Here is a 21,647-nt window from a genome sequence, read left to right as displayed (position 1 = left end):
GGTGCCCCACCTGAAATTGGACACTTGTCCGTTATCGCTCGATCGAACCCTAGCGGCAGAATCGCGGGTCCCGCAACCCGGTAGGTGAAAAACCGCCGTGTCCCAGCGGACTTGCCTTACCAAACTGCCTTCGGCTACGTTGGACAGGTGTCCAGTGAATCGGTGGTAGCAGTCACATCGACGAACGGCGCTCCCGCGGTGGCCGCAGCATCTCCGGCGTCCCCGGCCACCCGCAACCGGCGCCAGGAGGAGACCTTCCGCAAGGTGCTGGCCGCCGGTGTCGAGATGTTGCGCGAAACGTCCTACGCGGACCTCACCGTGCGCGCGGTCGCCGCACGGGCCAAGGTCGCCCCGGCGACCGCCTACACCTACTTCTCGTCGAAGAACCACCTGATTGCCGAGGTTTACCTGGACCTGGTCCGTCAGGTCCCGTACTTCACCGACGTCAACGAGCCGATGCCGAGCCGGGTCAACAAGGCGCTGCGGCACCTGGCGCTGGTGTTGGCCGACGAGCCCGAGGTCGCGGCGGCCTCCACCGCGGCGTTGCTCAGTGGCAGCGGCGATCCGGCGGTCCGCTCGGTGCGCGACCGGATCGGCGGCGAGATCCACCGCCGCATCACCTCGGCGATCGGGCCCGGGGCGGATGCCCAGAAGGTTTCGGCTTTGGAGATGACGTTCTTCGGCGCCCTGGTCAACGCCGGCAGCGGCGCCTCTACCTATCACCAGATCACCGATCGGCTGGCCTATGTCGTCAGCCTGATCCTCGAATCAGGAGCACCGCGATGAGCCTGCAGACCGTTTCTTCCGCGACCTCCGGCCGCCCCGTCCTCAACCCGTACGACTACGACTTCCACGAGGACCCGTTCCCGTACTACCAGCGGCTGCGCGACGAAGCCCCGGTGTATCACAACGAGGAGCTGAACTTCTGGGCGATCTCGCGCCACCAGGACGTCCTGCACGGCTTCCGCAACAGCGACGCACTGTCCAACCGTGACGGTGTCTCACTGGACCCTGTCTCCCGCGGCCCGCATGCCCAGCTGGTGATGTCCTTCCTGGCGATGGACGATCCGCAGCACCTGCGGCTTCGCACCCTGGTGTCCAAGGGCTTCACCCCGCGCCGGATCCGAGAGCTCGAATCGCAGGTGGTGCGGTTGGCGCGTCAGCATCTGGATGCCGCGATCCAACCCGGCTCGGACGGCACCTGTTCGTTCGACTTCATCAACGACTTCGCCGGCAAACTGCCGATGGACGTCATCTCCGAGCTGATGGGTGTCCCCGAGGCCGACCGCACGCGGATCCGAGAGCTGGCCGACGGGGTGTTGCACCGCGAGGACGGGGTGACCGATGTCCCGCAGTCGGCGATCCAGGCATCGATGGATCTGATGACCTACTACAACGAAATGATCGCCGGCTTCAAGAAGAACCCGGCCGACAACCTGACCTCGGCACTGCTGGAGACCGAGGTCGACGGAGACCGGCTCGGTGACCAGGAGATCCTGGCGTTCCTGTTCCTGATGGTGATCGCCGGCAACGAGACCACCACCAAGCTGCTGGGTAGCTCGCTGTACTGGGGGCACCGCAACCGCGACGAGCTGACGTCGGTCTTCGCTGACCACTCCCGAATCCCGCTGTGGGTGGAGGAGACACTGCGCTACGACACGCCCAGCCAGATTCTGGCGCGCACCGCCGCGCAGGATTACACCCTGCACGACACCACCATCCCGGCCGATGCGGTGGTGCTGCTGCTGCCCGGCTCCGGAAACCGCGACGAGCGGGTCTTCGATGACCCCGACTCGTTCCGGATCGGCCGTGACATCGGTTCCAAGCTGCTCAGTTTCGGCAGCGGCGCCCACTTCTGCCTCGGCGCGCACCTGGCCCGGATGGAAGCCCGGGTGGCGCTCGACGAATTGTTCAACCGGATCAGCGACTACCAGGTCGACGAAGCCAACGCCGTACGGGTGCATTCATCCAACGTGCGCGGCTTCGCCGAGCTCCCGATCACCGTCAAGGAGGCGTAAGTGCCACGTTTCGACCCATCCCCGGCTCGCCGGCCCGCCATCGTCGCCGGCGCGTCCTCAGGCATCGGTGCCGCCACGGCAGAAGAGCTGGCGCGCCGCGGCTTTCCGGTAGCCTTGGGCGCGCGGCGCACCGACAAACTCACCGAGCTGGTCGGCAAGATTCGCGGCGACGGCGGTGAGGCGGTCGCGTTTCCGCTGGACGTCACCGACGTCGACTCGGTGAAATCCTTTGTGGCATCCAGTATTGATGCGCTCGGCGAGATCGAGCTGCTGGTCTCCGGCGCGGGTGACATGTTCCCGGGGCGCATCCACGAGATGAGCACCGAGGCATTCAACGACCAGATCCAGGTGCACCTGATCGGCGCCAACCGGCTGGCCACCGCGGTGGTTCCGGACATGGTTGCCCGCCGGCGCGGGGACGTCATCTTCATCGGCTCCGACGTCGCGCTGCAGCAGCGCCCGCACATGGGCGCCTACGGTGCCGCGAAAGCCGCGCTGGTCGCGATGGTGAGTAACATGCGAATGGAGTTGGAGGGCACCGGAGTTCGGGCCTCTATCGTGCATCCTGGACCGACCATGACCGAGATGGGCTGGGGGCTCACCGCCGAGCAGGTGGGTCCGATGCTCCAGGACTGGGCCAAGTGGGGCCAGGCCCGGCACAGCTACTTCCTGCGGCCGGCCGATCTTGCTCGCGCCATCGCATTCGTCGCCGAGACGCCGCGCGGGGCGCACATCGTCAACCTGGAGGTGCAACCCGAGGCGCCACTGCACGACACCGCCTCCGACCGTCAGAACCTGCAATTGGGCGAGGAAGGAATGCCGACATGACCGTCAGTACTGAGGTTCCCCGGGTCTCAGGAGGGGAGGTCGAGCACGGCCATCTCGAAGAGTTCCGCACCGACCCGATCGGGTTGATGCAACGGGTGCGCGACGAATGCGGGGATGTCGGCTGGTTCGACCTGGCTGGGCGCAAGGTGGTGCTGCTGACCGGCCCCGAGGCCAACGAGTTCTTCTTCCGGTCCACCGACGACGAACTCGACCAGGCCGCCGCCTACCCGTTCATGACCCCGATCTTCGGCAATGGCGTGGTGTTCGATGCACCGCCGGAGCGGCGCGCGGAGATGCTGCACAACACCGCGCTTCGCGGCGATCACATGAAGCGGCACGCCAGCACCATCGAACACGAGGTGCGCCAGATGATCACGGGGTGGGGCGAGAGCGGTGAAATTGATCTATTGGAGTTCTTCGCCGAGCTGACCATCTACACCTCGACAGCCTGCCTGATCGGCCGCAAGTTCCGCGAGGAACTCGACGGCCGGTTCGCCGAGCTGTACTACGAACTGGAGAACGGCACCGACCCGCTGTGCTACGTCGACCCCTACCTGCCGATCGAGAGCTTCCGCCGACGTGACGAAGCCCGGGTGAAGCTGGTCGAGCTGGTGCAGGGGATCATGAACGGCCGAATCGCCAATCCGGAGACCGACAAGCGGCGCCGGGACATGATCGACGTCATGGTCTCGATCCCCGACGAGAACGGCAATCCGCGGTTCAGTGCCGACGAGATCACCGGGATCATCATCTCGATCATGTTCGCCGGGCACCACACCAGCTCTGGAACCAGTGCGTGGACGTTGATCGAGATGCTGCGCCACCCGGACGCGTTGAGCGCCGTCATCAACGAGCTTGATCAGCTGTACGCCGACGGCAGCGAGGTGAGTTTCCATGCGCTGCGCCAGATCCCGAACCTGGAGAACGTGCTCAAGGAGACCCTGCGGCTGCACCCCCCGCTGATCATCCTGATGCGGGTGGCCAAGGATGAGTTCGAGGTCTGCGGCTACCCGATCCACGAGGGCGACATGGTGGCGGCTTCGCCGGCGGTCTCCAACCGGATACCGGAGTCCTTCCCCGATCCGAACGAGTTCGTGCCGGAGCGCTACAACGAGCCGCGGGAGGAAGACGTCATCCACCGGTGGACCTGGATTCCCTTCGGAGCCGGCCGGCACCGTTGCGTGGGGGCGGCATTCGCCGCCATGCAGATCAAGGCGATCTTCTCAGTGCTGCTGCGCGAGTACGAGTTCGAGATGTCGCAGCCGCCGGAGACCTACCGCAACGACCACTCCAAGATGGTGGTGCAGCTGGCCCGCCCGGCCAAGGTGCGCTACCGCCGGCGCAGCAGCTAGGAGGTGCCGCGATGGGTCACTACACGGTGAAGGTGGACCTGGACCTGTGCCAGGGCCACGCCATGTGCGAACTCGAGGCACCCGACTACTTCCGGGTGCCCAAACACGGCAAGGTCGAGATCCTAGATGCCGAACCTCCCGACGAAGACCGTCGCCAGATCGAAGAAGCCGTACGGGCCTGTCCCACTAGAGCTTTGTCCATCGAAGAGATAAAGGATTAGAACCATGCCCTCATTCCCCCGCGAACAACTCGACGAATGGGTCGAGCGCTGGCTGCAGGCCAATCGCGACGCCGAAGCGGCCGGCGACTGGACCAATCTGGCCGCCTTCTACACCGATGACGCCACCTACGGCTGGAACATCGGCCCCAAGGAGGACGTCATGTGCGTCGGGATCGACGAGATTCGCGACATCGCACTGGGTCTGGAGATGGCGGGCCTGGACAACTGGCAGTACCCGTACCAGAAGGTTCTCATCGACGAGAAGCAGGGCGAGATCGTCGGATTCTGGAAGCAGGTCGCCACAGACGCCGACGGCGCCGAGTCGGAGATCTACGGAATCGGCGGCAGCTGGTTTCGGCTCACCGAAAAAGACGGGCGGCCGCTCATCGAGTGGCAGCGTGACTTCTTCGACTTCGGTCACGTCCAGAAGCTCTACATGGATCTGATGACCGCCGGCAAACTCTCGAGTGGAATGCAGAAACGCATCGAGCGCAGCCTGGCCGGCGAGAAGCTCCCCGGCTACTACCCGCTGGGTACCTCGCCGGTTCCGCTCTGGTAGCCCACAACTCACGCGCAGGAGAACACGTGGCCATACGCGTCGCCCTGATCGGCACCGGCAACGCCGGGCGCATCGCCCTGCGGGGGCTGATCAGCAATCCCGCCTACGAGCTCACCGGGGTGTGGGTCTCAACGGCTGCCAAAGTGGGCCGAGACGCCGGTGAGCTGGCCGGCCTCGACATCCACACCGGTATCGCCGCCACCGATGACTTCGATGCGATCATCGGCGCCAAGCCCGACGCCGCGGTCTACTGCGCCATGGGCGACACCCGGCTGCCGGGCGCGCTGCGTGACGTCTGCCGGCTGCTCGAGGCGGGGATCAACGTCATCGGGACGGCCCCCGGGGTGCTGCAGTACCCATGGGGCGTCATCCCGGACAAGTTCATCGCACCCATCGAAGAGGCTGCCCGGCAGGGTAATTCGAGTGTCTACGTCAACGGCGTCGATCCCGGTTTCATCAACGACCTGGTGCCGTTGACCTTCGCCAGCACGTGCCAACACGTCGAGCAGATCCGCTGCCTGGAGATCGCCGACTACGCGACGTACGACGGCGCCGAGGTGATGTTCGACGTGATGGGCTTCGGCAGCTCGCTCGACGAGGTGCCGATGCTGCTGCAGCCCGGCATCTTGAGCATCGCGTGGGGCGCGGCGATCCGCGAACTGGCCGCCGGGCTGGGGGTGACCTTGGACGCCATCACCGACGCCAGCGAACGCGAACCCGCGCCGGAAGCCTTCGACATCGCGGCTGGGCACATCCCCAAAGGCGGTGTCGCCGCGCTCAAGTTCGAGATCCGCGGCATCGTCAACGGACATCCGCTGATCGTGGTGGAGCACGTCACCCGACTGCGCGCCGACCTGCGGCCGGACTGGGCGCAGCCCGCGCAACCGGGTGGCTCCTACCGGGTGGAGATCATCGGCGAACCGTCGTACACCGTCGACATCCGCCCGACCAGTAGCCACGGCGACCACAACTATGCGGCGATCGCCGCCGGCGTGGGCCGGGTGGTCAATGCCGTGCCCGCCGTCGTCGCGGCACCGCCCGGCATCGTCACCACGCTGGACCTGCCGCTGATCACCGGCGGCGCACAGATAATCACCGAACCAGCGAAAGGCTGAGGACAACTATGGGGCGTGTCGACGGGAAAGTAGCTCTGATCAGCGGGGGTGCGCGCGGCATGGGCGCGGCAGACGCCCGGATGTTGGTCGACGAGGGCGCCAAGGTGGTCATCAGCGACGTGCTGGACACCGAAGGCGCGGCGCTCGCAGCGGAACTCGGCGACGCCGCGCTGTACGTGCATCTCGACGTCCGGGACCCGGAGCAGTGGGCTGCCGCGGTGAAGGCCGCGGTCGAGACGTTCGGGAAGCTGAACGTGTTGGTCAACAATGCCGGGACCGTCGCACTGGGGTCGCTGCGCAAGTTCGATCTGGACCAGTGGCACAACGTCATCGATGTGAACCTCAACGGCACATTCCTGGGCATGCGCGCCTCCATCGATTCGATGATCGCCGCCGGCGGCGGGTCCATCATCAATGTGTCTTCGATCGAAGGCCTTCGCGGCGCACCGATGGTGCACCCCTACGTGGCCTCGAAGTGGGCGGTTCGCGGGCTGTCCAAATCGGCCGCTCTGGAACTCGCGCGCCACAACATTCGGGTCAATTCGCTGCATCCCGGGTTCATCCGCACCCCGATGACCGAGCACCTGCCGGAGGACATGGTGACAATCCCGCTGGGCCGGCCCGGCACAGCCGAGGAAGTCGCCTCCTTCGTGGTGTTCCTGGCCAGTGACGAATCGTCTTACGCCACTGGTTCGGAGTTCGTCATGGACGGCGGTCTGGTCACCGACGTTCCGCACAAGACCGGTTGACAGCAGGTCATACACATGATCAGGATGTGTATGTTCGACGCCGGCCCGGCTCCCCGCGACAACCAGAGGTGTTCGTCTTGACATCAATGCAATCAGCGTGTCCGTTCGGTCCCGGTTTCGACTTCACCGATCCGGACGTCCTACTGCACGGCATGCCGATCACCGAGTTCGCCGAACTGCGCAAGACTGCTCCGGTCTGGTGGAACGAACAGCCCGCACACAGCAACATCTTCGATGACGGCGGTTACTGGGTAGTCAGCAAACACCAACACATCAAAGAGATCTCGCGTGACAACGACGTGTGGTCGACCAACGCCAAGGGTGCGGTGATGCGACTGCCCGAGGGCATCACCGCCGACCAGTTGGAGCTGACCAAGGCGCTGCTGATCAACCACGACCCGCCCGAGCACACCCGGCTGCGCAAGCTGGTCTCCCGACTGTTCACCCCGCGCTCCGTCGGCGCGCTGGAGGAGAAGCTCGCGCAATCGGCCCGCGAGATCGTCGCGGCCGCCGCGGAGAAGAACAGCGGCAACTTCGTCGACGACATCGCAATGAAGCTGCCGCTGTTGGCGATCGCCGATCTGATCGGGGTTCCCGAGGCCGACCGGGAGAAGCTGTTTGCCTGGACCAACTCGATCATGAACACCGACGACCCGGATTTCGACTCCGATCCGGCCATGGCCAACGCCGAGTTGATGGGCTACGCCTACACCATGGCCGAGGAACGGCGACGCTGTCCGGCTGATGACATCGTCACGCGGCTGGTCCAGGCCGACATGGACGGCGAATCGCTCGGCGAAACCGAGTTCGCGTTCTTCGTGATCTTGTTGGCGGTGGCCGGCAACGAGACAACCCGCAATGCCATGACGCACGGCATCAACGCCTTTGTGGAGAACCCCGATCAGTGGGAGCTCTACAAGCGCGAGCGCCCCGAGACCGCCGTCGACGAGATCGTCCGCTGGGCCACCCCGGTGCACTGTTTCCAGCGCACCGCCAAGATCGACACCGAGCTCGGCGGGGTGGCAATCGGGCAGGGGCAGCGGGTCGGCCTGTTCTACAGTTCGGCCAACTACGACGAAGAGGTCTTCGAGCGGCCGTTCAGCTTCGACATCCTGCGTGATCCCAACCCGCATCTGGCGTTCGGCGGGCAGGGCACGCACTACTGCATCGGCGCCAACCTGGCCCGCATGGAGATTCGGCTGATGTTCGACGAAATCGCCAACCAGCTGCCCGATATCGCCAAACTGGCCGAGCCGCAACGACTGCGCTCGGGCTGGATCAACGGCGTCAAAGAACTGCAAGTCTCCTATCACTAGGGCGCCCCTGAATGTTGCAGTCAATCACCCGGTTGGTTGGGGAGGCCCTTCCCCCGGGCTGTGGCGGGCTATAGGCTGCCACGAAGGGGCTGCCCGGAGCCCCGGGCCAGGCCCGGGGCCGTTCTCTGGCCGGATATTCGAGATGAAAGCAGGTACGCGGTGAAGACAAAGGGTGCGTTGCTCTGGGAGTTCAACAAGCCGTGGTCGGTCGAGGAGATCGAGATCGGTGACCCCCAGAAAGACGAGGTCAAGATCCAGCTCGAAGCGGCCGGTATGTGCCACTCCGACCACCACCTGATGACCGGCGGCATCCCCATGGCCGGCTTCCCCGTCCTGGGCGGCCACGAGGGCGCCGGCATCATCACCGAGGTCGGCCCCGGCGTGGAAGGCCTGGAGCCGGGCGACCACGTGGTGCTGTCCTTCATTCCGTCCTGCGGCAGCTGTCCGACCTGTCAGGCCGGGATGCGCAACCTGTGCGACCTGGGCGCCGGCCTGCTCAACGGTGTGGCGGTCAGCGACGGCACCTTCCGGGTGCAGGCCCGCGGCCAGGGTGTCTACCCGATGACACTGCTGGGCACTTTCTCCCCGTGGATGGTGGTGCACAAGACCTCGGTGGTGAAGATCGACCCGTCGATCCCGTTCGAGGTGGCCTGCCTGGTGGGCTGCGGCGTCACCACCGGTTACGGCTCGGCGGTGCGCACCGCCAACATCCGCCCGGGCGAGGATGTCGCGATCGTCGGCGTCGGCGGGGTGGGCATGTCGGCCCTGCAGGGCGCGGTCGGTGCCGGCGCCCGCAATATCTTCGTCATCGACCCGGTGGATTGGAAGCGCGACCAGGCACTGAAGTTCGGTGCCACCCATGTCTATCCGGACATCTTCGCCGCGATGGGCGGCATGATGGAGGTCACCGCCGGGCTGATGGCCAAGAAGGTGATCGTCACCGTCGGCGAGGTGCACGGCGCCGACATCGACAACTACATGGTTCTGACGTCCAAGGGTGGCACTTGCGTGCTCACCGCGATGGGCAGCATGCTCGACAACCAGGTCACGCTGAACCTGGCGATGCTGACGCTGCTGCAGAAGAACCTGCAGGGCACCATCTTCGGCGGCGGTAACCCGCAGTACGACATCCCGCAACTGCTGTCGATGTACAAGGCGGGCAAGCTGAACCTCGACGACATGGTGACCCGCCAGTACAAGCTGGAGCAGATCAACGACGGCTACCAGGACATGCTGGACGGGAAGAACATTCGCGGCATCATCCGCTACACCGACGCGGATCGCTAGCGCGGCGGAGCCCTCTAACCGTTGACTCTGCGCTCACCAGGCAACCTACTCGCACTTTTGCCTGGTAGGCGCAGAGTCAACCTGCCGGAGCTACGCCTTTCGGAACACCAGGTTGGCCTTCAGCTTGGTCTTGTTGCCGACCATGCCCAGGAAGTTGCCCTCCACGGCGAACTGCTTGCGGGTGACGGTCGTCTCGGTGGTCAGCCGCACGCCCCCGTCACCGAGCGGGGTCACGTCGACCTTGAGCGGCAACGGTCCGGTGATGCCCTTGACGGTCAGTTCGGCGTTGAGCCGGGCGGCGTCACCGCCGGCCGGTTCCCCACTGCTGACCACGACGGTGATGTCGGGGTAGTGGTCGGTGTCGAAGAAGTTCGATCGTCGCAGGTCATGGTCGCGGGTGCCCAGGCCGGTGTCGACCGAGGCGGCGTTGATGTCGAGGCGGCCGGACACGGTCTTGGCGTCCTTGATCTCGCCGCTGCCAGAAAAATCGGTGAAAGCGCCACGCACCTTCAGAGCGCCCCACATCGTGCCGTTCTCAAACCGGATGCTCGACTGCCCGGTATCGAGGTTCCAAACACCGACCGCCTCGGGGCTGCTGAGAAATGTTGTGACAGCTGACATCTCATCTCCTCTACCTGTGGCGTGACCAACCCGCGCCAGTGGCACCGGCTTGTCCTCGATAATACGCAGCACCGCCCGCTAAATCCGGTACTCGGCGCATATGCTGAAGCTCATGAGCAGCGTCTTCACCAAGATCATCAACCGCGAATTGCCGGGCCGGTTCGTTTACGAAGACGACGACGTCGTCGGTTTCCTGACCATCGAGCCGATGACGCAGGGTCACACGCTGGTGGTGCCCCGCGCCGAGATCGACCAGTGGCAGGACGTCGACGGCGCTGTGTTCGCCGGCGTGATGGCCGTGGCGCAGCGAATCGGCAAGGCGGTATGCCGGGCGTTCGACACCGAGCGCGCCGGAATGATCATCGCCGGCCTGGAGGTCCCGCACCTGCACGTCCACGTCTTTCCCACCCGCAGCTTGTCCGACTTCGGCTTCGCCGGCGTGGACCGCAATCCCTCACCGGAGTCCCTGGACGAGGCGCAAGCCAAGATCAAGGCTGCGCTGGCTGAAATACACTGAGACTCAGTGAATTTCGGCAGACAACCCGGCCGGTTCGGCCGACGTGTCGGCAAGACGTGGTACCGCGACCCGAAAAGTACAGCCCTGACCGGGTGGGGAGCTCACGGTGACGGTGCCGTGATGCGCCCGGATCAGCGAGTCGACGATCGAGAGTCCCAGTCCCGTGCCCCCGCTGGTACGCGCCCGCGACGAGTCGGTGCGGAAGAAACGCTCGAAGGCCCGCTGCACGTCCTGTTCGCTCATCCCGGGCCCCTGGTCGACGACCTCGAGGATCGCGTCGTCGCCGTCGGTGCCGATCCGCACGGTGATCGCGGCCCCTTCCGGGGTGTGCTGTAACGCGTTGGACACCAGATTGCTCAGCACTTGACGCAACCGGGCCTCGTCACCGAGCACCTCGGGGGTGCCCGGGCCGTCGAAGACCTCCAGTTCGATGGTGCGATTCGGTGCGGTCGCCCGGGCGTCGTGCACCGCGTCGGTGGCCAGTACCAACAAGTCGACCCAGTGCCGTTCCAGGGGCCGCTGGGCGTCCATCCGGGCCAGGAGCAGCAAGTCCTCGACCAGCAGGCCCATCCGGCGCGCCTCGCTTTCGATGCGCGACATCAGCAACTCGACATCACGGGCCGCGCCCTGCCGGTAGAGCTCCGCGAAGCCACGGATCGTGGTCAGCGGTGTGCGTAGCTCGTGGCTGGCATCGGTGATGAACCGACGCATCCGCTCCTCCGAGACGCGCGCGTTGTCCGCCGAGGCCACCGAGGACGCCACCGCCTGCTGGATCTGCGCCAGCATGCCGTTGAGTGCCAGCGAGAGCCGTCCGACCTCGGTGCGCGGATCACGCTCGGGCACACGGCGATCCAACTGACCGGCGGCGATCGCCGCGGCGGTCCGTTCGACTTCGGTCAGCGGGCGCAGACTGCGGTTGACCACCAGATAGCCGACGGCACCGAGCACCAGCAGCACCCCGACGCCGATCGCCACCCGCGACCAGGCCAGATAGAGCAGCGTGGCCCGGGGATCGGACAGATCCCTCGCGACGGTGATCAGCCTGCCGTTCTCAGCGTGCACCGACAGGGCTCGCCACTGCACGCCCGACCCGTCGACCGAGCCGATCGTGATCGGTACTGATCCCACATCGTTGTCCGGCGGCAGGAGCGGCTCGGCGTTCTGGTCGTTGACGACGGTCCAGACGCTGCCATCCGGGTCGACGTCGCGGACGTAGAAGCTCGTGGGCGGCCGGCCGGGATTCGGGTCCTCGTCATGCCGCGATGGCGGCAGCCCACGCTGTTGCAGCGCCCAACCGTGGGCCCCGTCGATGAGCGTGGCATCGATCCTGCTGATCAGCCGGTGCCGCAGGATGGTGGTGACGGCGTATCCCTGGGCCAGCAATCCGATGGCCACCATGGCCAGGGTCGCGGCCACCAGGCTGACCCGCAATGGCAGGATGCCGCGCGGGGGTTTGACCATCCCCATATCCTTGTTCCTATACCCCGCGCCCGGCCATCACTGGCGACATCGGTTTACCGCGGCTCGCGCAGCACATAGCCCACCCCGCGCAACGTGTGCAGCAGGCGCTTCTCGCCGGTGTCGATCTTGCGGCGCAGATAGGAGACGTAGGACTCCACCACATTGACGTCGCCACCGAAGTCATAGCGCCAGACGTGGTCGAGGATCTTCGGCTTGCTCAGCACGGTGCCGGCGTTGATCACGAAGTAGCGAAGCAGGGTGAATTCGGTGGGCGACAACGACACCGGCTGACCGGCCTTCCACACCTCGTGGGTGTCCTCGTCGAGTTCGATGTCGGCGAAGGTCAGGCGCGAGTTGCGCGGCTCTCCGGCGCCCTTGCCGGCCCGGCGCAGGATGACCCGCAGCCGGGCCACCACCTCCTCCAGGCTGAACGGCTTGGTCACGTAGTCGTCACCGCCGAGGGTCAGGCCGGTGATCTTGTCCTGCAGCGAATCGCGTGCGGTCAAGAACAGCGCCGGGGCGTCGATGCCATCGGCACGCAACCGCCGCAGCACGCCGAACCCGTCCATCCCCGGCATCATCACATCCAGGATCACCGCGTCCGGCCGGACCTCCCGTGCGCGGTCCAGCGCCGCCGGCCCGCTGGAGGCGGTGTAGACCTCGAACCCCTGGAATTTCAGGCTGACCGACAGCAACTCGACGATGTTCGTCTCATCGTCGACCACCAGCACGCGGGCCTCGGGTGCGGCGTCTTGCGCAGCTGTTGCTCCCATGGAGTTAATTCCCTCCCGGTTGGATGAAAATCGCCTGGATATCAGCTGTGTGTTTGTTGTCAATCAAACTACCTGATGTCGGCCCGGGATCGCCCCTACACTGGCCGGATGAACCTGGCCAAGCAGCTGATTGCCGTGTCGACGGCTCCGGCACGGATCGGTCTGTCGATCGCCGACGCCGGACTCGGGGTCGCCACGGCGGCGCTCGGACTGGCCCGGCAGACGCTCGGGGAGTCCACAGGCCAGGGATCCACCAACTCGATGGCGCACATGTTCGGCCTGGACGACACCATCGCCCGGGCCAACCGGCTGGCCAAACTGATGGACGACGACGCCCCGCTGGGCCGGGCGCTGGCTCCCGGCGGCCCGGCTGACCGCCTGTTGGCTCCGGGTGGGCTGGTGGACCAGCTGACCGGGCCGGGCGGCGTGCTGGATCGCCTCACCGCCGAGGGCGGCGGGCTCCAGCGGGCGCTGCAGCCGGGCGGACTGGTGGATCAACTGACCGACGAGGACGGCTTGATCGAGCGACTGCTGTCCGAGGACGGGCTGGCCGACCGGCTGCTTGCCGAGGGCGGGCTGCTCGACAAGCTGACTGCGCGCAACGGCCCATTGGAGCAGCTCGCCAATGTCGCCGAGACCCTGGCCCGGCTGGCGCCGGGAATGGAGGCCCTCGAGCCGGCCATCGATACCCTCCAGGAAGCGGTCAACGCACTGACCCTGGTGGTCAACCCGCTGAGCAACATCGCCGAGCGCATTCCGCTGCTACCGCGCAGGTCTAGCCGGCGCCCGTCGTCGCGGCCGGTGCGCTCCCAGCGGGTGATCGACGCCGACCCCGCCGACATCGAGTGATGGCCCGCGGCCGCCGGGCCGACTTGCTTGCATCTCCGTTGATGTGGTCGAGGATCAGCGTCAGAGTCACGCTGTTCCACTTACCCTCGATCCCTTAGCCGACGGCCATCGAAATCGGCTCCGCACCCCAGACAGATCACTGTCATGAGGCGACGCTATCCGCCAGGGCCGACAGGCAATGGAGCCGCGTGAGAGACTCGAACTCTCGACATCCGCTTTACAAGAGCGACGCTCTACCAACTGAGCTAACGCGGCCGGGGCCGGCTCGATGAGCCATGGCGATTGTACGACGCGGCGATGCCGTCCGAGCTGCCCGCACCCGCCGACTGCAGCCGGCCAACGTCACCCCCGGCGCAGGAAGTCCAGCACCACCGAGGTGAAGGCGTCCTTGGCCTCGATCATGGTCCAGTGCCCACAGTTGGGGAACACATGAAACTCCGCATTGGGGATGGTCCGCATCGGGATCAACGCCATGTCCAGCGGGCTGACCCGATCATCACGACCCCAGGTGACCAACGTCGGGCATTGGACCCGGTGCATCATCGCCCACGGCAGCGGCCCCTTGGACGCCTGCATCATCCTGGTCATGTTCGCGAAGGCTTCCTTGCCATACATCCGCCGGGCACTGGCCAACGTCTCGGGATCGGTCGCCAACTTCCAGCGCTCCTCGATGAGCTCCTCGGTGATCACCTTCGGGTCATAGACCATCGACTCCAGCCAACGGACCAGACTCTCCCGGCTAGGGTTGTCAGTGAAATCCTGCAGCAACCGGATGCCCTCGGCCGGCCCCGCGGTAAGCAGATTGGTGCCGATACCGCCCATGGTCACCAGCTTGCGCACCTTCTCCGGGTTGGCGATCGCATAGTTGATCCCGACCGCCCCACCCATCGAATTACCGACGATGCTGAACTGATCCAGACCCAGCGCCTCAGCGAAAACCGGAACCGCGCCGAACGCCGTCACCATCGGGTGCCCACCGAAGTCATCACTGACCCCGAACCCCGGGAATTCCAGCACCAGGCAGCGGAAGCGCTCGGCGAAAGCCGGCAACACGCCACGATAGTTACGCCACCCGGTCACACCCGGCCCAGAGCCGTGCAGCAACAACAGCGTCGGACCCTCACCGGCCTCGTGGTAACGCAACACCCCCTGCTCGGTGGTGATTTCACGCAAGGTCTCATCGTGGCTCAACTGTGTCGTCATGTGTCTCACGTTAACGTCGGTAGCGGCGGGAAGACCCCCGGGGTCGACATCGGTCGGCCCACCGACCCGGCATGGCCAGCAGGCCAGTTGACCGAACAGCATGCTGGTCCCGATCGGATTGCCGCCGCCGGGATAGACGGTGCCGCTCGGCGCTGCCATAGCGTCGTTGTCGCGCTGTAGGCGCCGGGGTATTCACGATGAAACGATCGGCATCCGGCCCGCGCTGGCGCCGCCGTCCACCGCCAACTCCGCACCGGTTCAAACAGATCGGCAAGGCGTTCGGCGTCAGACGCCATGCGGTATCCGTCCGGGCGGTGGCGCAACAACTCGGCCGAACGCAGCTGACTGAGGATGCGATGGACCGACGACCGAGGCAGTCCGGTACGCGACACCACTTCATCGAGTCGCAGACATTCGCCCGGCTCGAACACATTCATGATCAGCGCCACCCGCGCAACCATCGAGATCGGCGGGTCCGAGCGTCCAGCAGCTGCCATAGCCCCACGTTAGGCGTGCGCGCCGCCGTCTATCCGGATTTCGGTGCCGGGACATATGCGCGCTCACCGCAGCGACCCCTGTCCGGCACCCGACGATGGAGTTTGTCCGCCAACCTCCTCAAACTGCTGACCTATTGGCCCACTGTGTATTTCACGGTCGGACCCGCAGACCAGCCGCCGTCGACGGCGAGCTCAGCGCCGGTGACATAGGCCGCGTCGCCTGACAGCAGGTAGGCCACCGCACCGGCGATCTCATCGGGAACGCCGACCCGCCCCATCGGGGTGTTGGGATAGTTGCCTTCACCGAGTTGGATACCGATCTCGGCGGTCATCGGGGTATAGGTCATGCCCGGATGCACCGAGTTGACTCTGATCCGGTGGGCGCCGAGTTCCACCGCCGCGATCTTCGTCAGACCCCGCACACCCCACTTGGAGGCTCCGTAGCCCGCGGTGAGCGGAAGGCCCATCAGGCCCGCCGCCGAGGAGATGTTCACGATCGAACCGCCGCCGGAAGCCCGCATCGGCCCGATAACCGCCTGAACGCCGTTGAACACCGACCAGGTTGATCTCCAGCACGGTGCGGAAATGGTCTACGGGCTCATGCTCGATGAATTGCCCGGTCGCGATGCCCGCGTTGTTCACCAGGCCGTTGATGGCTCCGAATTCGGCGACGGTGTAGGAGACTGCGTCCGCCCACTGCGCGGTGTCGGTGACATCCAGGTGGGTGTACCGCGCCGCCGGTCCGAGATCCTCGGCCAATTCGGCGCCCTCGTCGTCGAGCAGGTCGGCGATGACCACCCTGCCGCCCAACCCGATGATGCGGCGGGCGAACGCTGCGCCGAGCCCGCGGGAGCCGCCGGTGACCAGGGCAACCACTGCACCGAGTCGGTCCGAATCCGATTTCATGTCAACCATCTCCTTTTCACCGACCGGATCTGCGGTCTTTCCTAGTGCACACAACGACACCGAGTCACCACACCATCAAGTCCTGCCTATCGAGACAGCTGCTGTTCCAGGCTCCGACGGCGCAGGTAACTTGCTTCCATGGCCACCTTCGTTGATGTCGTAGTGATCGGCGCCGGCTTCGGCGGCCTCTACGCGACTCATCGCTTCCGCCGCGACGGCCTGTCGGTGCAGACTTTCGAGGCCGCCGATGGCGTGGGCGGCGTCTGGTACTGGAACCGCTATCCCGGAGCGCGCTGCGACGTGGAAAGCGTCGACTACTCGTATTCGTTCGACGAAGACCTGCAGCAGGAGTGGAGCTGGACCGAGAAGTACGCCACCCAGCCCGAGATCCTGGCGTATGTCAACCATGTCGCGGATCGCTTCGACTTGCGACGGCACATAAAGTTCGGGACCCGGGTCACCGAAATGGTTCTCGACGAGACCACGCTGCGTTGGCAGGTCCGCACCGACGCCGGCGACGTGGTGTCGGCCAAGTCCTGCGTGCTGGCGGTGGGCCCGTTGTCGAACGCGAACATCCCGGCGATCGACGGACTGGACACCTTTGGCGGGCAGATTTATCACACTGGACGCTGGCCGCACGAAGGCGTCGACTTCGCCGGCAAGCGGGTAGGCGTGATCGGGACCGGATCCTCCGGCATTCAGGTGATTCCGCCCATCGCTGAACAGGCTGCGCGGTTGTGCGTGTTCCAGCGGACCGCGAACTACAGTCTGCCGGCCGGCAACATCCCGCTCGACGACGCCACCAGAAGGGCTCAGAAGTCCGATTACGCCGAGCGCCGGCGGCTGTCGATGCAGAGCGGCGGTGGTTCACCGCACCGACCTCATCCGAAGCCGGCGGTCGAGGCCTCCGCCGCGGAACTGCGTGAGGCTTACGAGAAGCGCTGGCAGCTCGGCGGTGTGCTGTTCGCCAAGACCTTTGCCGATCAGACGACCACCATAGAGGCCAACGACACCGCGCGGCTGTTCTGGGAGGAGAAGATTCGCGCCGTGATCGACGACCCGGCCACGGCGGAACTGCTGATCCCCAACGACCACCCGATCGGGACCAAGCGGATCTGCACCGACTCGAACTACTTCCAGACCTTCAACCGCGACAACGTGTCCCTGGTCAACCTACGTGCCACGCCGATCGAACGGATCGACGCCGGTGGTGTGCACACCTCAGATGCGTACCACGAACTGGACGCCCTGGTACTCGCGACCGGATTCGACGCGATGACCGGGTCGGTCGAAAAGCTGCGGATCGTCGGCCGCGACGGTCAGACCCTGAACGAAGCCTGGCGCGACGGCCCGAACACCTATCTGGGTTTGGGGATTCCGGGATTCCCCAATCTCTTCAACCTCACCGGGCCGGGTAGCCCCTCGGTGCTGGCCAACATGGTGCTGCATTCGGAGCTGCACGTCGACTGGATCGCCGCCGCCTTCCGATACCTCGCCGACCACGATGCGATCGCACTCGAGGCGCGCCGTGATGCAGCCGCCGACTGGGGTACGGAATGCTCGCAGCGGGCGGCGGGAACCCTGATGACGCGGGCAAACTCGTGGTACCTGGGCTCCAACATCCCGGGCAGACCACGAGTCTTCATGCCCTTCATCGGTGGATTCGGCGTGTACGGCCAGATCATCGCCGCGGTCGCCGAGGCGGGCTACAAGGGATTCGACGTCTTGGACGCGTGAATCGGCCGATTCACCAGAATTCGACCGAAACCGTTCCGATACACCCAAATTCGGCACGGTATCGATCGCCGACGGCGACGTCGACGGCTTGGGTGCACGCCCCGGTCAGGATGGCCTGACCGGCCTCCAAGCGCATTCCGGATCGCGCCAGGGTGCGGGCCAGCCAGGCCACCGCTGCGGCCGGATTGCCCAGCACCCCGCCGGTGTTGCCGCGGGTCACGACTACCTCGCGCCAGGGGTAACCGGAGTAGAGCACCACGTCGATGTCTGCCAGGTTCAGCGCCGACGGTGGACAGCCATGCCGGCCCAGCACGAATCGTGCGGCACATGCGTTGTCCGCGACCGCATCGACGAGACCGATGCGCCAATCATGGATGCGGGTGTCGATCACCTCGATCGCCGCGCTGACGTAGCCGGTGGCGTCGAGCACATCGCGTTCCGTACAACCGTGTCCGGGCAGCCTGTCATCCAGCACGAATGCGACCTCGGCTTCGATACGGGGCTGGTAGCGTCCAGACAGCTTCACGGTATCGCCGTCGTCGGCCATCATGTCGGTAAGCAGGTGGCCGTAGCACGGCTCGTACACCCCCATCAGCTGCTGCATCACCGGCGAGGACAGCCCCACCTTATGCCCGCAGATCGAGGATCCGGCGTCGACTCTGCGCGCGATGTTGTGTCGCTGAATCGCATACGCGTCGTCGACATCCAAATGGGGGGACACCGTGTGCAATGGCTCGATCGGACGGCACAACCGTTCAGCCCGCCACAACGAGCTCGCGGCGGCAGCGCGCCCGGGTACCTCGGCCATACTCGTCACTGGCGACACGCTTGTTCTCCCCTGGACGTCGGTGAGTCAAGTGTGCGAAGCGGGGTGGCGCCGTTCAACTGACAGTCTCGCTGAGCGGTACAACGGGTGTCTGCCGCTTTACCGTCCGTTCCGTTCCGTCGATTCACCGCGGAACCCCCTGAACCGCAACAGATAGCGCGGCACCCGCAACAGCCCAACGCTGCGCGGCCAGTCATCTGCGCGGAAGTAGGCGTCCGAACCGCCGTCGACGAAGATCACGCTGCCGCAGAGGAAGTCGGCGGCATCGGAGAGCATGAACAACATCCAGTCGGCCAGCTGCGCGGGATCCCCGAAGCCGCCGACCGGCACCGGAAAGCTTCGGACGGCCGTCGCCTGCCCCGGGGAGGCGAGCTGTTTTTCCAACAGCGGCGTCATGATCGCGCCCGGAGCCAGGGCGTTGAGCCGGATACCCGCCCCCGCCCACGACGGCTCGACCGCCTTGCGGCGCACCCAGTGCGACACCCCGATCTTGGACGCCGCGTAGGCAAACGATGGCGCGCCCGGGCCGAACAGCCGTAGCCTGCGCATCGCTTTGGCCGCCTTCCCTGCGAGCAGTGCCCGTACCGCCGACCGCGGCACCGCAGGCACCGTGGTGGTGGAATTGCTGGCGACGACCACCACTTTGGCGGCACCGGATGCGGCCAGCGCCGGACGCCATGCCTCCAGTAGCTCGACGACCCCGAAATAGTTGACCTGCAGGATCAGCCGCGTCGCCCGCGGGGTCGGCCCGATGCCGGCGGCCAGCACCGCCCCGTCCAAGCGGCCCCCGCACAAAGCGAGCACCTGCTCCCCCGCCGCCGCTCGTCCCTCGGAGCCGGACAGATCCGCGACGACTTCTGCGTCGCGCAGGTCGACTCCGATCACGGTGTGGCCGTCGGCCCGCAGCTTGGCCGCCGCCTGCTGTCCCATACCGGACGCCGACCCGGTGACCGCGTACACGCCCACAGCTATTCCTCGACCACTCCGCGCAGTCCGTCCGCGCCGAACGCCGGCTCCAGCATCGCCGAGAAGTCCGGGCCGCGGCGCAGCATCTGCCCGCCGTCGACATTGATCACCTGCCCGGTGATGTAGCTCGCGGCGTCGGACAGCAGGAACAGCGCCAGGTCGGCGACGTCGTCGACTTCGCCGGGCCGGGGCAACGGCGTGGAGATGCGGTAATCCTCGGAGAGCTCCGGCGAGTCCAGGATCGGGGCCACCAACTCGGTGCGGGTAAGGCCCGGGCGGATGCTGTTGACCCGCACCCAGGACGCACCCAGTTCGTCGGCGGCCAGCTGCATCAAGTGGTCCAGTGCCGACTTGGTCGGGCCGTAGGCACCGAACCAGCGGTGGGTGTTGCTGGCCGCGATCGAGGAGATCCCGACGAACGAGCCGCCGCCACCGCGCACCAGCGCCCGCCCGGCGTGCTTGAGCACGTACATCGAACCGTTGACGTTGAGGTCGACAGTGCGTCGCCACGCCGCCGAGTCGATCTGGGTGATCGGTCCGATGGTCTCCGAGCCGCCGGCGCAGTGCACCACCCCGTGCAGCCGGCCGCGCTCGCCGACCGCCGCGTCGACGGCGGCGATCACACTGTCCTCGTCGGTGATGTCTGCGGCCACGTGGCGTACCCCGACCCCGGCGGCCACCGCCGCCAGCCGCTCGGCGTTGCGGCCGACGATCAGAACATCGGCCCCGGCGGCGGCCAGTTCGGCGGCCACCGCTTTGCCGATGCCGCTGCCACCCCCGGTGACCAGGTAGCTGCGGTCTGCAAACGAAATTCTCGACGAAAGCGTCACACCGACCCCTCGGATCAAAACTGAAACGTGTTCTACCTATGGAACCACGTCCCGGTTGACGCCCAACGTGCAATCCCTGCGAAAGCCGAACCGAATCTTCGCGCTGAGTACACGCTCGGCGCTAAGGCTGGTCGCGGCGGGCCAAGTCGGTGGCTTTGGCGGTGCGCCAGTCGGGCACCTCCGGCGGCAGCGCCACCGGGAACTTGTTGTCGTTATGAGCCGACCAGTGCGCGTGGCCCAGCTGGTGGATGTGGAAGCCGTGCCGCAGCGCCTCGGAGAAACCCATCGCGTCGGCGGCGGCGTTCACCGAATCCTTGATCAGCAGCGCGGCCATGGTCGGCAGCTGCGCGATGCGGCGGGCGAAGTCCAGGGTCTTGTCCGCCAGCTCATCGGCGCCGAACACCTTGGAGACCATGCCCAGCCGGTAGGCCTCGTCGGCGTCCAGCGAATCCCCGGTCAGCAGCAGCTCCTTGGCCTTACGCGGCCCGAATTCCCAAGGATGGGCATAGTATTCGACGCCCGGCATCCCGAGGCGCACCCCGACCACATCGGAGAACCGGGCATTGTCGGCGGCGACGATCAGATCGCACGCCCAGATCAGCATCAACCCGGCGGAGATGACGTTGCCCTGTACCTGCGCGATGGTGATCTTGCGCAGATCCCGCCATCGGCAGGTGTTCGAGAAGTAGTAGTGCCACTCTTGCAGGTAGGTCTTCTCGACAACCGGTTCGCGGGTGCCGCCGTGACTGCGGAAACTCGGGTGCTGGGCGGGCCCGGGCCGGCGCTCGGCCAGTGCCGCCTCCGAGCCCAGGTCATGGCCGGCGGAGAAGTTCTCACCGCGCGCCCCCAGGATCACCACCCGCACGGTGTCGTCGGCCTCGGCACGGCCGAACGCTTCATCGAGCTGCACCAGCAGGGTGCGATTCTGCGCGTTGTGGGTCTCCGGGCGGTTCAGCCAGATCCGGGCGATGCGCCCGTCGTCCAGGGTCTCGTAGTCGACGAGCTCGCTCATAGCC

22 protein-coding genes, 1 tRNA gene and 1 pseudogene are annotated in these 21,647 nt (G+C 66.0%); 13 read left to right on the top strand and 11 right to left on the bottom strand.

Annotated elements, in window-relative coordinates:
- Positions 1-147 precede the first annotated feature (147 nt).
- The 10 genes from ACZYY4_RS00770 to ACZYY4_RS00725 all read left to right on the top strand — a co-directional run bounded on the left by ACZYY4_RS00770 (position 148) and on the right by ACZYY4_RS00725 (position 9,445).
- Complete coding sequence (locus tag ACZYY4_RS00770) at positions 148-786, top strand: TetR family transcriptional regulator (protein ID WP_463807505.1); 639 nt, start codon at positions 148-150, stop codon at positions 784-786.
- Positions 783-2,018 carry a cytochrome P450 gene (locus ACZYY4_RS00765; RefSeq protein ID WP_463807504.1) on the top strand — a complete coding sequence of 412 codons (1,236 nt, stop codon included), beginning with the start codon at positions 783-785 and terminating at the stop codon, positions 2,016-2,018. The genes ACZYY4_RS00770 and ACZYY4_RS00765 overlap by 4 nt, the downstream gene beginning before the upstream one ends.
- Complete coding sequence (locus ACZYY4_RS00760) at positions 2,019-2,846, top strand: SDR family oxidoreductase (RefSeq protein WP_463807502.1); 828 nt, start codon at positions 2,019-2,021, stop codon at positions 2,844-2,846.
- Positions 2,843-4,198: a cytochrome P450 gene (locus tag ACZYY4_RS00755; RefSeq protein ID WP_463807501.1), complete on the top strand. Its 1,356-nt coding sequence runs from the start codon at positions 2,843-2,845 to the stop codon at positions 4,196-4,198. The genes ACZYY4_RS00760 and ACZYY4_RS00755 overlap by 4 nt, the downstream gene beginning before the upstream one ends.
- Positions 4,199-4,209: 11 nt before the next feature.
- A complete protein-coding gene (locus tag ACZYY4_RS00750) occupies positions 4,210-4,419 on the top strand; it encodes a ferredoxin (protein WP_463807500.1) in 210 nt (69 codons plus the stop codon).
- Between the two features lie 4 nt (positions 4,420-4,423).
- Entirely contained in the window at positions 4,424-4,978 is a 555-nt protein-coding gene (locus ACZYY4_RS00745; protein ID WP_463807499.1) for a Cif family virulence factor, read from the top strand.
- A 26-nt stretch (positions 4,979-5,004) separates the two neighbouring features.
- On the top strand, positions 5,005-6,093 hold the full coding sequence (locus tag ACZYY4_RS00740) for an NAD(P)H-dependent amine dehydrogenase family protein (protein ID WP_463807497.1): 1,089 nt from the start codon (positions 5,005-5,007) through the stop codon (positions 6,091-6,093).
- Between the two features lie 8 nt (positions 6,094-6,101).
- The gene (locus ACZYY4_RS00735) at positions 6,102-6,842 is read left to right on the top strand and encodes a glucose 1-dehydrogenase (RefSeq protein WP_463807496.1); all 741 of its coding nucleotides are present in this window, start codon (positions 6,102-6,104) and stop codon (positions 6,840-6,842) included.
- Between the two features lie 86 nt (positions 6,843-6,928).
- A complete protein-coding gene (locus ACZYY4_RS00730; RefSeq protein WP_463807940.1) occupies positions 6,929-8,158 on the top strand; it encodes a cytochrome P450 in 1,230 nt (409 codons plus the stop codon).
- 159 nt (positions 8,159-8,317) lie between these two features.
- The gene (locus ACZYY4_RS00725; RefSeq protein ID WP_463807494.1) at positions 8,318-9,445 is read left to right on the top strand and encodes an NDMA-dependent alcohol dehydrogenase; all 1,128 of its coding nucleotides are present in this window, start codon (positions 8,318-8,320) and stop codon (positions 9,443-9,445) included.
- A 90-nt stretch (positions 9,446-9,535) separates the two neighbouring features.
- Here the strand turns inward: ACZYY4_RS00725 and ACZYY4_RS00720 are convergent, their stop codons facing one another.
- Positions 9,536-10,066 carry a YceI family protein gene (locus ACZYY4_RS00720; protein ID WP_463807493.1) on the bottom strand — a complete coding sequence of 177 codons (531 nt, stop codon included), beginning with the start codon at positions 10,064-10,066 and terminating at the stop codon, positions 9,536-9,538.
- A gap of 112 nt (positions 10,067-10,178) precedes the next feature.
- On the opposite strand from ACZYY4_RS00720, the gene ACZYY4_RS00715 reads away from it, so the two are divergent.
- A complete protein-coding gene (locus ACZYY4_RS00715; protein ID WP_463807492.1) occupies positions 10,179-10,583 on the top strand; it encodes an HIT family protein in 405 nt (134 codons plus the stop codon).
- A 3-nt stretch (positions 10,584-10,586) separates the two neighbouring features.
- Here ACZYY4_RS00715 and ACZYY4_RS00710 read toward each other — a convergent pair whose 3' ends face one another.
- On the bottom strand, positions 10,587-12,044 hold the full coding sequence (locus tag ACZYY4_RS00710) for a sensor histidine kinase (protein WP_463807491.1): 1,458 nt from the start codon (positions 12,042-12,044) through the stop codon (positions 10,587-10,589).
- 53 nt (positions 12,045-12,097) lie between these two features.
- Complete coding sequence (locus ACZYY4_RS00705; RefSeq protein ID WP_064854227.1) at positions 12,098-12,817, bottom strand: response regulator transcription factor; 720 nt, start codon at positions 12,815-12,817, stop codon at positions 12,098-12,100.
- 108 nt (positions 12,818-12,925) lie between these two features.
- On the opposite strand from ACZYY4_RS00705, the gene ACZYY4_RS00700 reads away from it, so the two are divergent.
- The gene (locus ACZYY4_RS00700; RefSeq protein WP_463807490.1) at positions 12,926-13,666 is read left to right on the top strand and encodes an MlaD family protein; all 741 of its coding nucleotides are present in this window, start codon (positions 12,926-12,928) and stop codon (positions 13,664-13,666) included.
- Between the two features lie 179 nt (positions 13,667-13,845).
- On the opposite strand, the gene ACZYY4_RS00695 is transcribed toward ACZYY4_RS00700, so the two are convergent.
- From ACZYY4_RS00695 to ACZYY4_RS00680, 4 genes and pseudogenes are all read right to left on the bottom strand, one after another.
- Positions 13,846-13,921 (bottom strand) — tRNA-Thr (locus tag ACZYY4_RS00695).
- An 87-nt stretch (positions 13,922-14,008) separates the two neighbouring features.
- A complete protein-coding gene (locus ACZYY4_RS00690) occupies positions 14,009-14,869 on the bottom strand; it encodes an alpha/beta fold hydrolase (RefSeq protein ID WP_463807488.1) in 861 nt (286 codons plus the stop codon).
- Between the two features lie 5 nt (positions 14,870-14,874).
- The gene (locus ACZYY4_RS00685) at positions 14,875-15,330 is read right to left on the bottom strand and encodes a helix-turn-helix domain-containing protein (protein WP_463807939.1); all 456 of its coding nucleotides are present in this window, start codon (positions 15,328-15,330) and stop codon (positions 14,875-14,877) included.
- Positions 15,331-15,497: 167 nt separating this feature from the next.
- Positions 15,498-16,272: pseudogene (locus ACZYY4_RS00680) on the bottom strand (SDR family oxidoreductase).
- Between the two features lie 138 nt (positions 16,273-16,410).
- Here ACZYY4_RS00680 and ACZYY4_RS00675 point away from each other — a divergent pair.
- Positions 16,411-18,009, top strand: coding sequence for a flavin-containing monooxygenase (locus ACZYY4_RS00675; RefSeq protein WP_463807487.1), 1,599 nt, complete (start codon positions 16,411-16,413; stop codon positions 18,007-18,009).
- A gap of 10 nt (positions 18,010-18,019) precedes the next feature.
- Here the strand turns inward: ACZYY4_RS00675 and ACZYY4_RS00670 are convergent, their stop codons facing one another.
- The 4 genes from ACZYY4_RS00670 to ACZYY4_RS00655 form a co-directional block, all read right to left on the bottom strand.
- Complete coding sequence (locus ACZYY4_RS00670; protein ID WP_463807938.1) at positions 18,020-18,817, bottom strand: 2-keto-4-pentenoate hydratase; 798 nt, start codon at positions 18,815-18,817, stop codon at positions 18,020-18,022.
- Positions 18,818-18,934: 117 nt separating this feature from the next.
- On the bottom strand, positions 18,935-19,801 hold the full coding sequence (locus ACZYY4_RS00665) for an SDR family oxidoreductase (protein WP_463807486.1): 867 nt from the start codon (positions 19,799-19,801) through the stop codon (positions 18,935-18,937).
- 2 nt (positions 19,802-19,803) lie between these two features.
- On the bottom strand, positions 19,804-20,631 hold the full coding sequence (locus tag ACZYY4_RS00660; protein WP_463807485.1) for an SDR family oxidoreductase: 828 nt from the start codon (positions 20,629-20,631) through the stop codon (positions 19,804-19,806).
- Between the two features lie 121 nt (positions 20,632-20,752).
- Positions 20,753-21,643, bottom strand: a complete 891-nt coding sequence (locus ACZYY4_RS00655) for an enoyl-CoA hydratase (protein ID WP_463807484.1) — start codon at positions 21,641-21,643, stop codon at positions 20,753-20,755.
- Between the last annotated feature and the right edge of the window lie 4 nt (positions 21,644-21,647).

The organism is Mycobacterium sp. IDUB_21 (assembly GCF_055419425.1).
Note: the sequence above shows the minus strand (reverse complement) of the source record. Positions and strands in the feature narration are given on the sequence as shown.

Bases quoted from the DNA above. Each gene is read 5' to 3' on its own strand.
- ACZYY4_RS00675 (WP_463807487.1), top strand. From the start codon at position 16,411: ATGGCCACCTTCGTTGATGTCGTAGTGATCGGCGCCGGCTTCGGCGGC.
- ACZYY4_RS00670 (WP_463807938.1), bottom strand. From the start codon at position 18,817: ATGGCCGAGGTACCCGGGCGCGCTGCCGCCGCGAGCTCGTTGTGGCGG.
- ACZYY4_RS00715 (WP_463807492.1), top strand. From the start codon at position 10,179: ATGAGCAGCGTCTTCACCAAGATCATCAACCGCGAATTGCCGGGCCGG.
- ACZYY4_RS00745 (WP_463807499.1), top strand. From the start codon at position 4,424: ATGCCCTCATTCCCCCGCGAACAACTCGACGAATGGGTCGAGCGCTGG.
- ACZYY4_RS00765 (WP_463807504.1), top strand. From the start codon at position 783: ATGAGCCTGCAGACCGTTTCTTCCGCGACCTCCGGCCGCCCCGTCCTC.
- ACZYY4_RS00750 (WP_463807500.1), top strand. From the start codon at position 4,210: ATGGGTCACTACACGGTGAAGGTGGACCTGGACCTGTGCCAGGGCCAC.
- ACZYY4_RS00710 (WP_463807491.1), bottom strand. From the start codon at position 12,044: ATGGTCAAACCCCCGCGCGGCATCCTGCCATTGCGGGTCAGCCTGGTG.
- ACZYY4_RS00700 (WP_463807490.1), top strand. From the start codon at position 12,926: ATGAACCTGGCCAAGCAGCTGATTGCCGTGTCGACGGCTCCGGCACGG.
- ACZYY4_RS00720 (WP_463807493.1), bottom strand. From the start codon at position 10,066: ATGTCAGCTGTCACAACATTTCTCAGCAGCCCCGAGGCGGTCGGTGTT.
- ACZYY4_RS00685 (WP_463807939.1), bottom strand. From the start codon at position 15,330: ATGGTTGCGCGGGTGGCGCTGATCATGAATGTGTTCGAGCCGGGCGAA.
- ACZYY4_RS00690 (WP_463807488.1), bottom strand. From the start codon at position 14,869: ATGACGACACAGTTGAGCCACGATGAGACCTTGCGTGAAATCACCACC.
- ACZYY4_RS00655 (WP_463807484.1), bottom strand. From the start codon at position 21,643: ATGAGCGAGCTCGTCGACTACGAGACCCTGGACGACGGGCGCATCGCC.
- ACZYY4_RS00730 (WP_463807940.1), top strand. From the start codon at position 6,929: ATGCAATCAGCGTGTCCGTTCGGTCCCGGTTTCGACTTCACCGATCCG.
- ACZYY4_RS00705 (WP_064854227.1), bottom strand. From the start codon at position 12,817: ATGGGAGCAACAGCTGCGCAAGACGCCGCACCCGAGGCCCGCGTGCTG.
- ACZYY4_RS00735 (WP_463807496.1), top strand. From the start codon at position 6,102: ATGGGGCGTGTCGACGGGAAAGTAGCTCTGATCAGCGGGGGTGCGCGC.
- ACZYY4_RS00755 (WP_463807501.1), top strand. From the start codon at position 2,843: ATGACCGTCAGTACTGAGGTTCCCCGGGTCTCAGGAGGGGAGGTCGAG.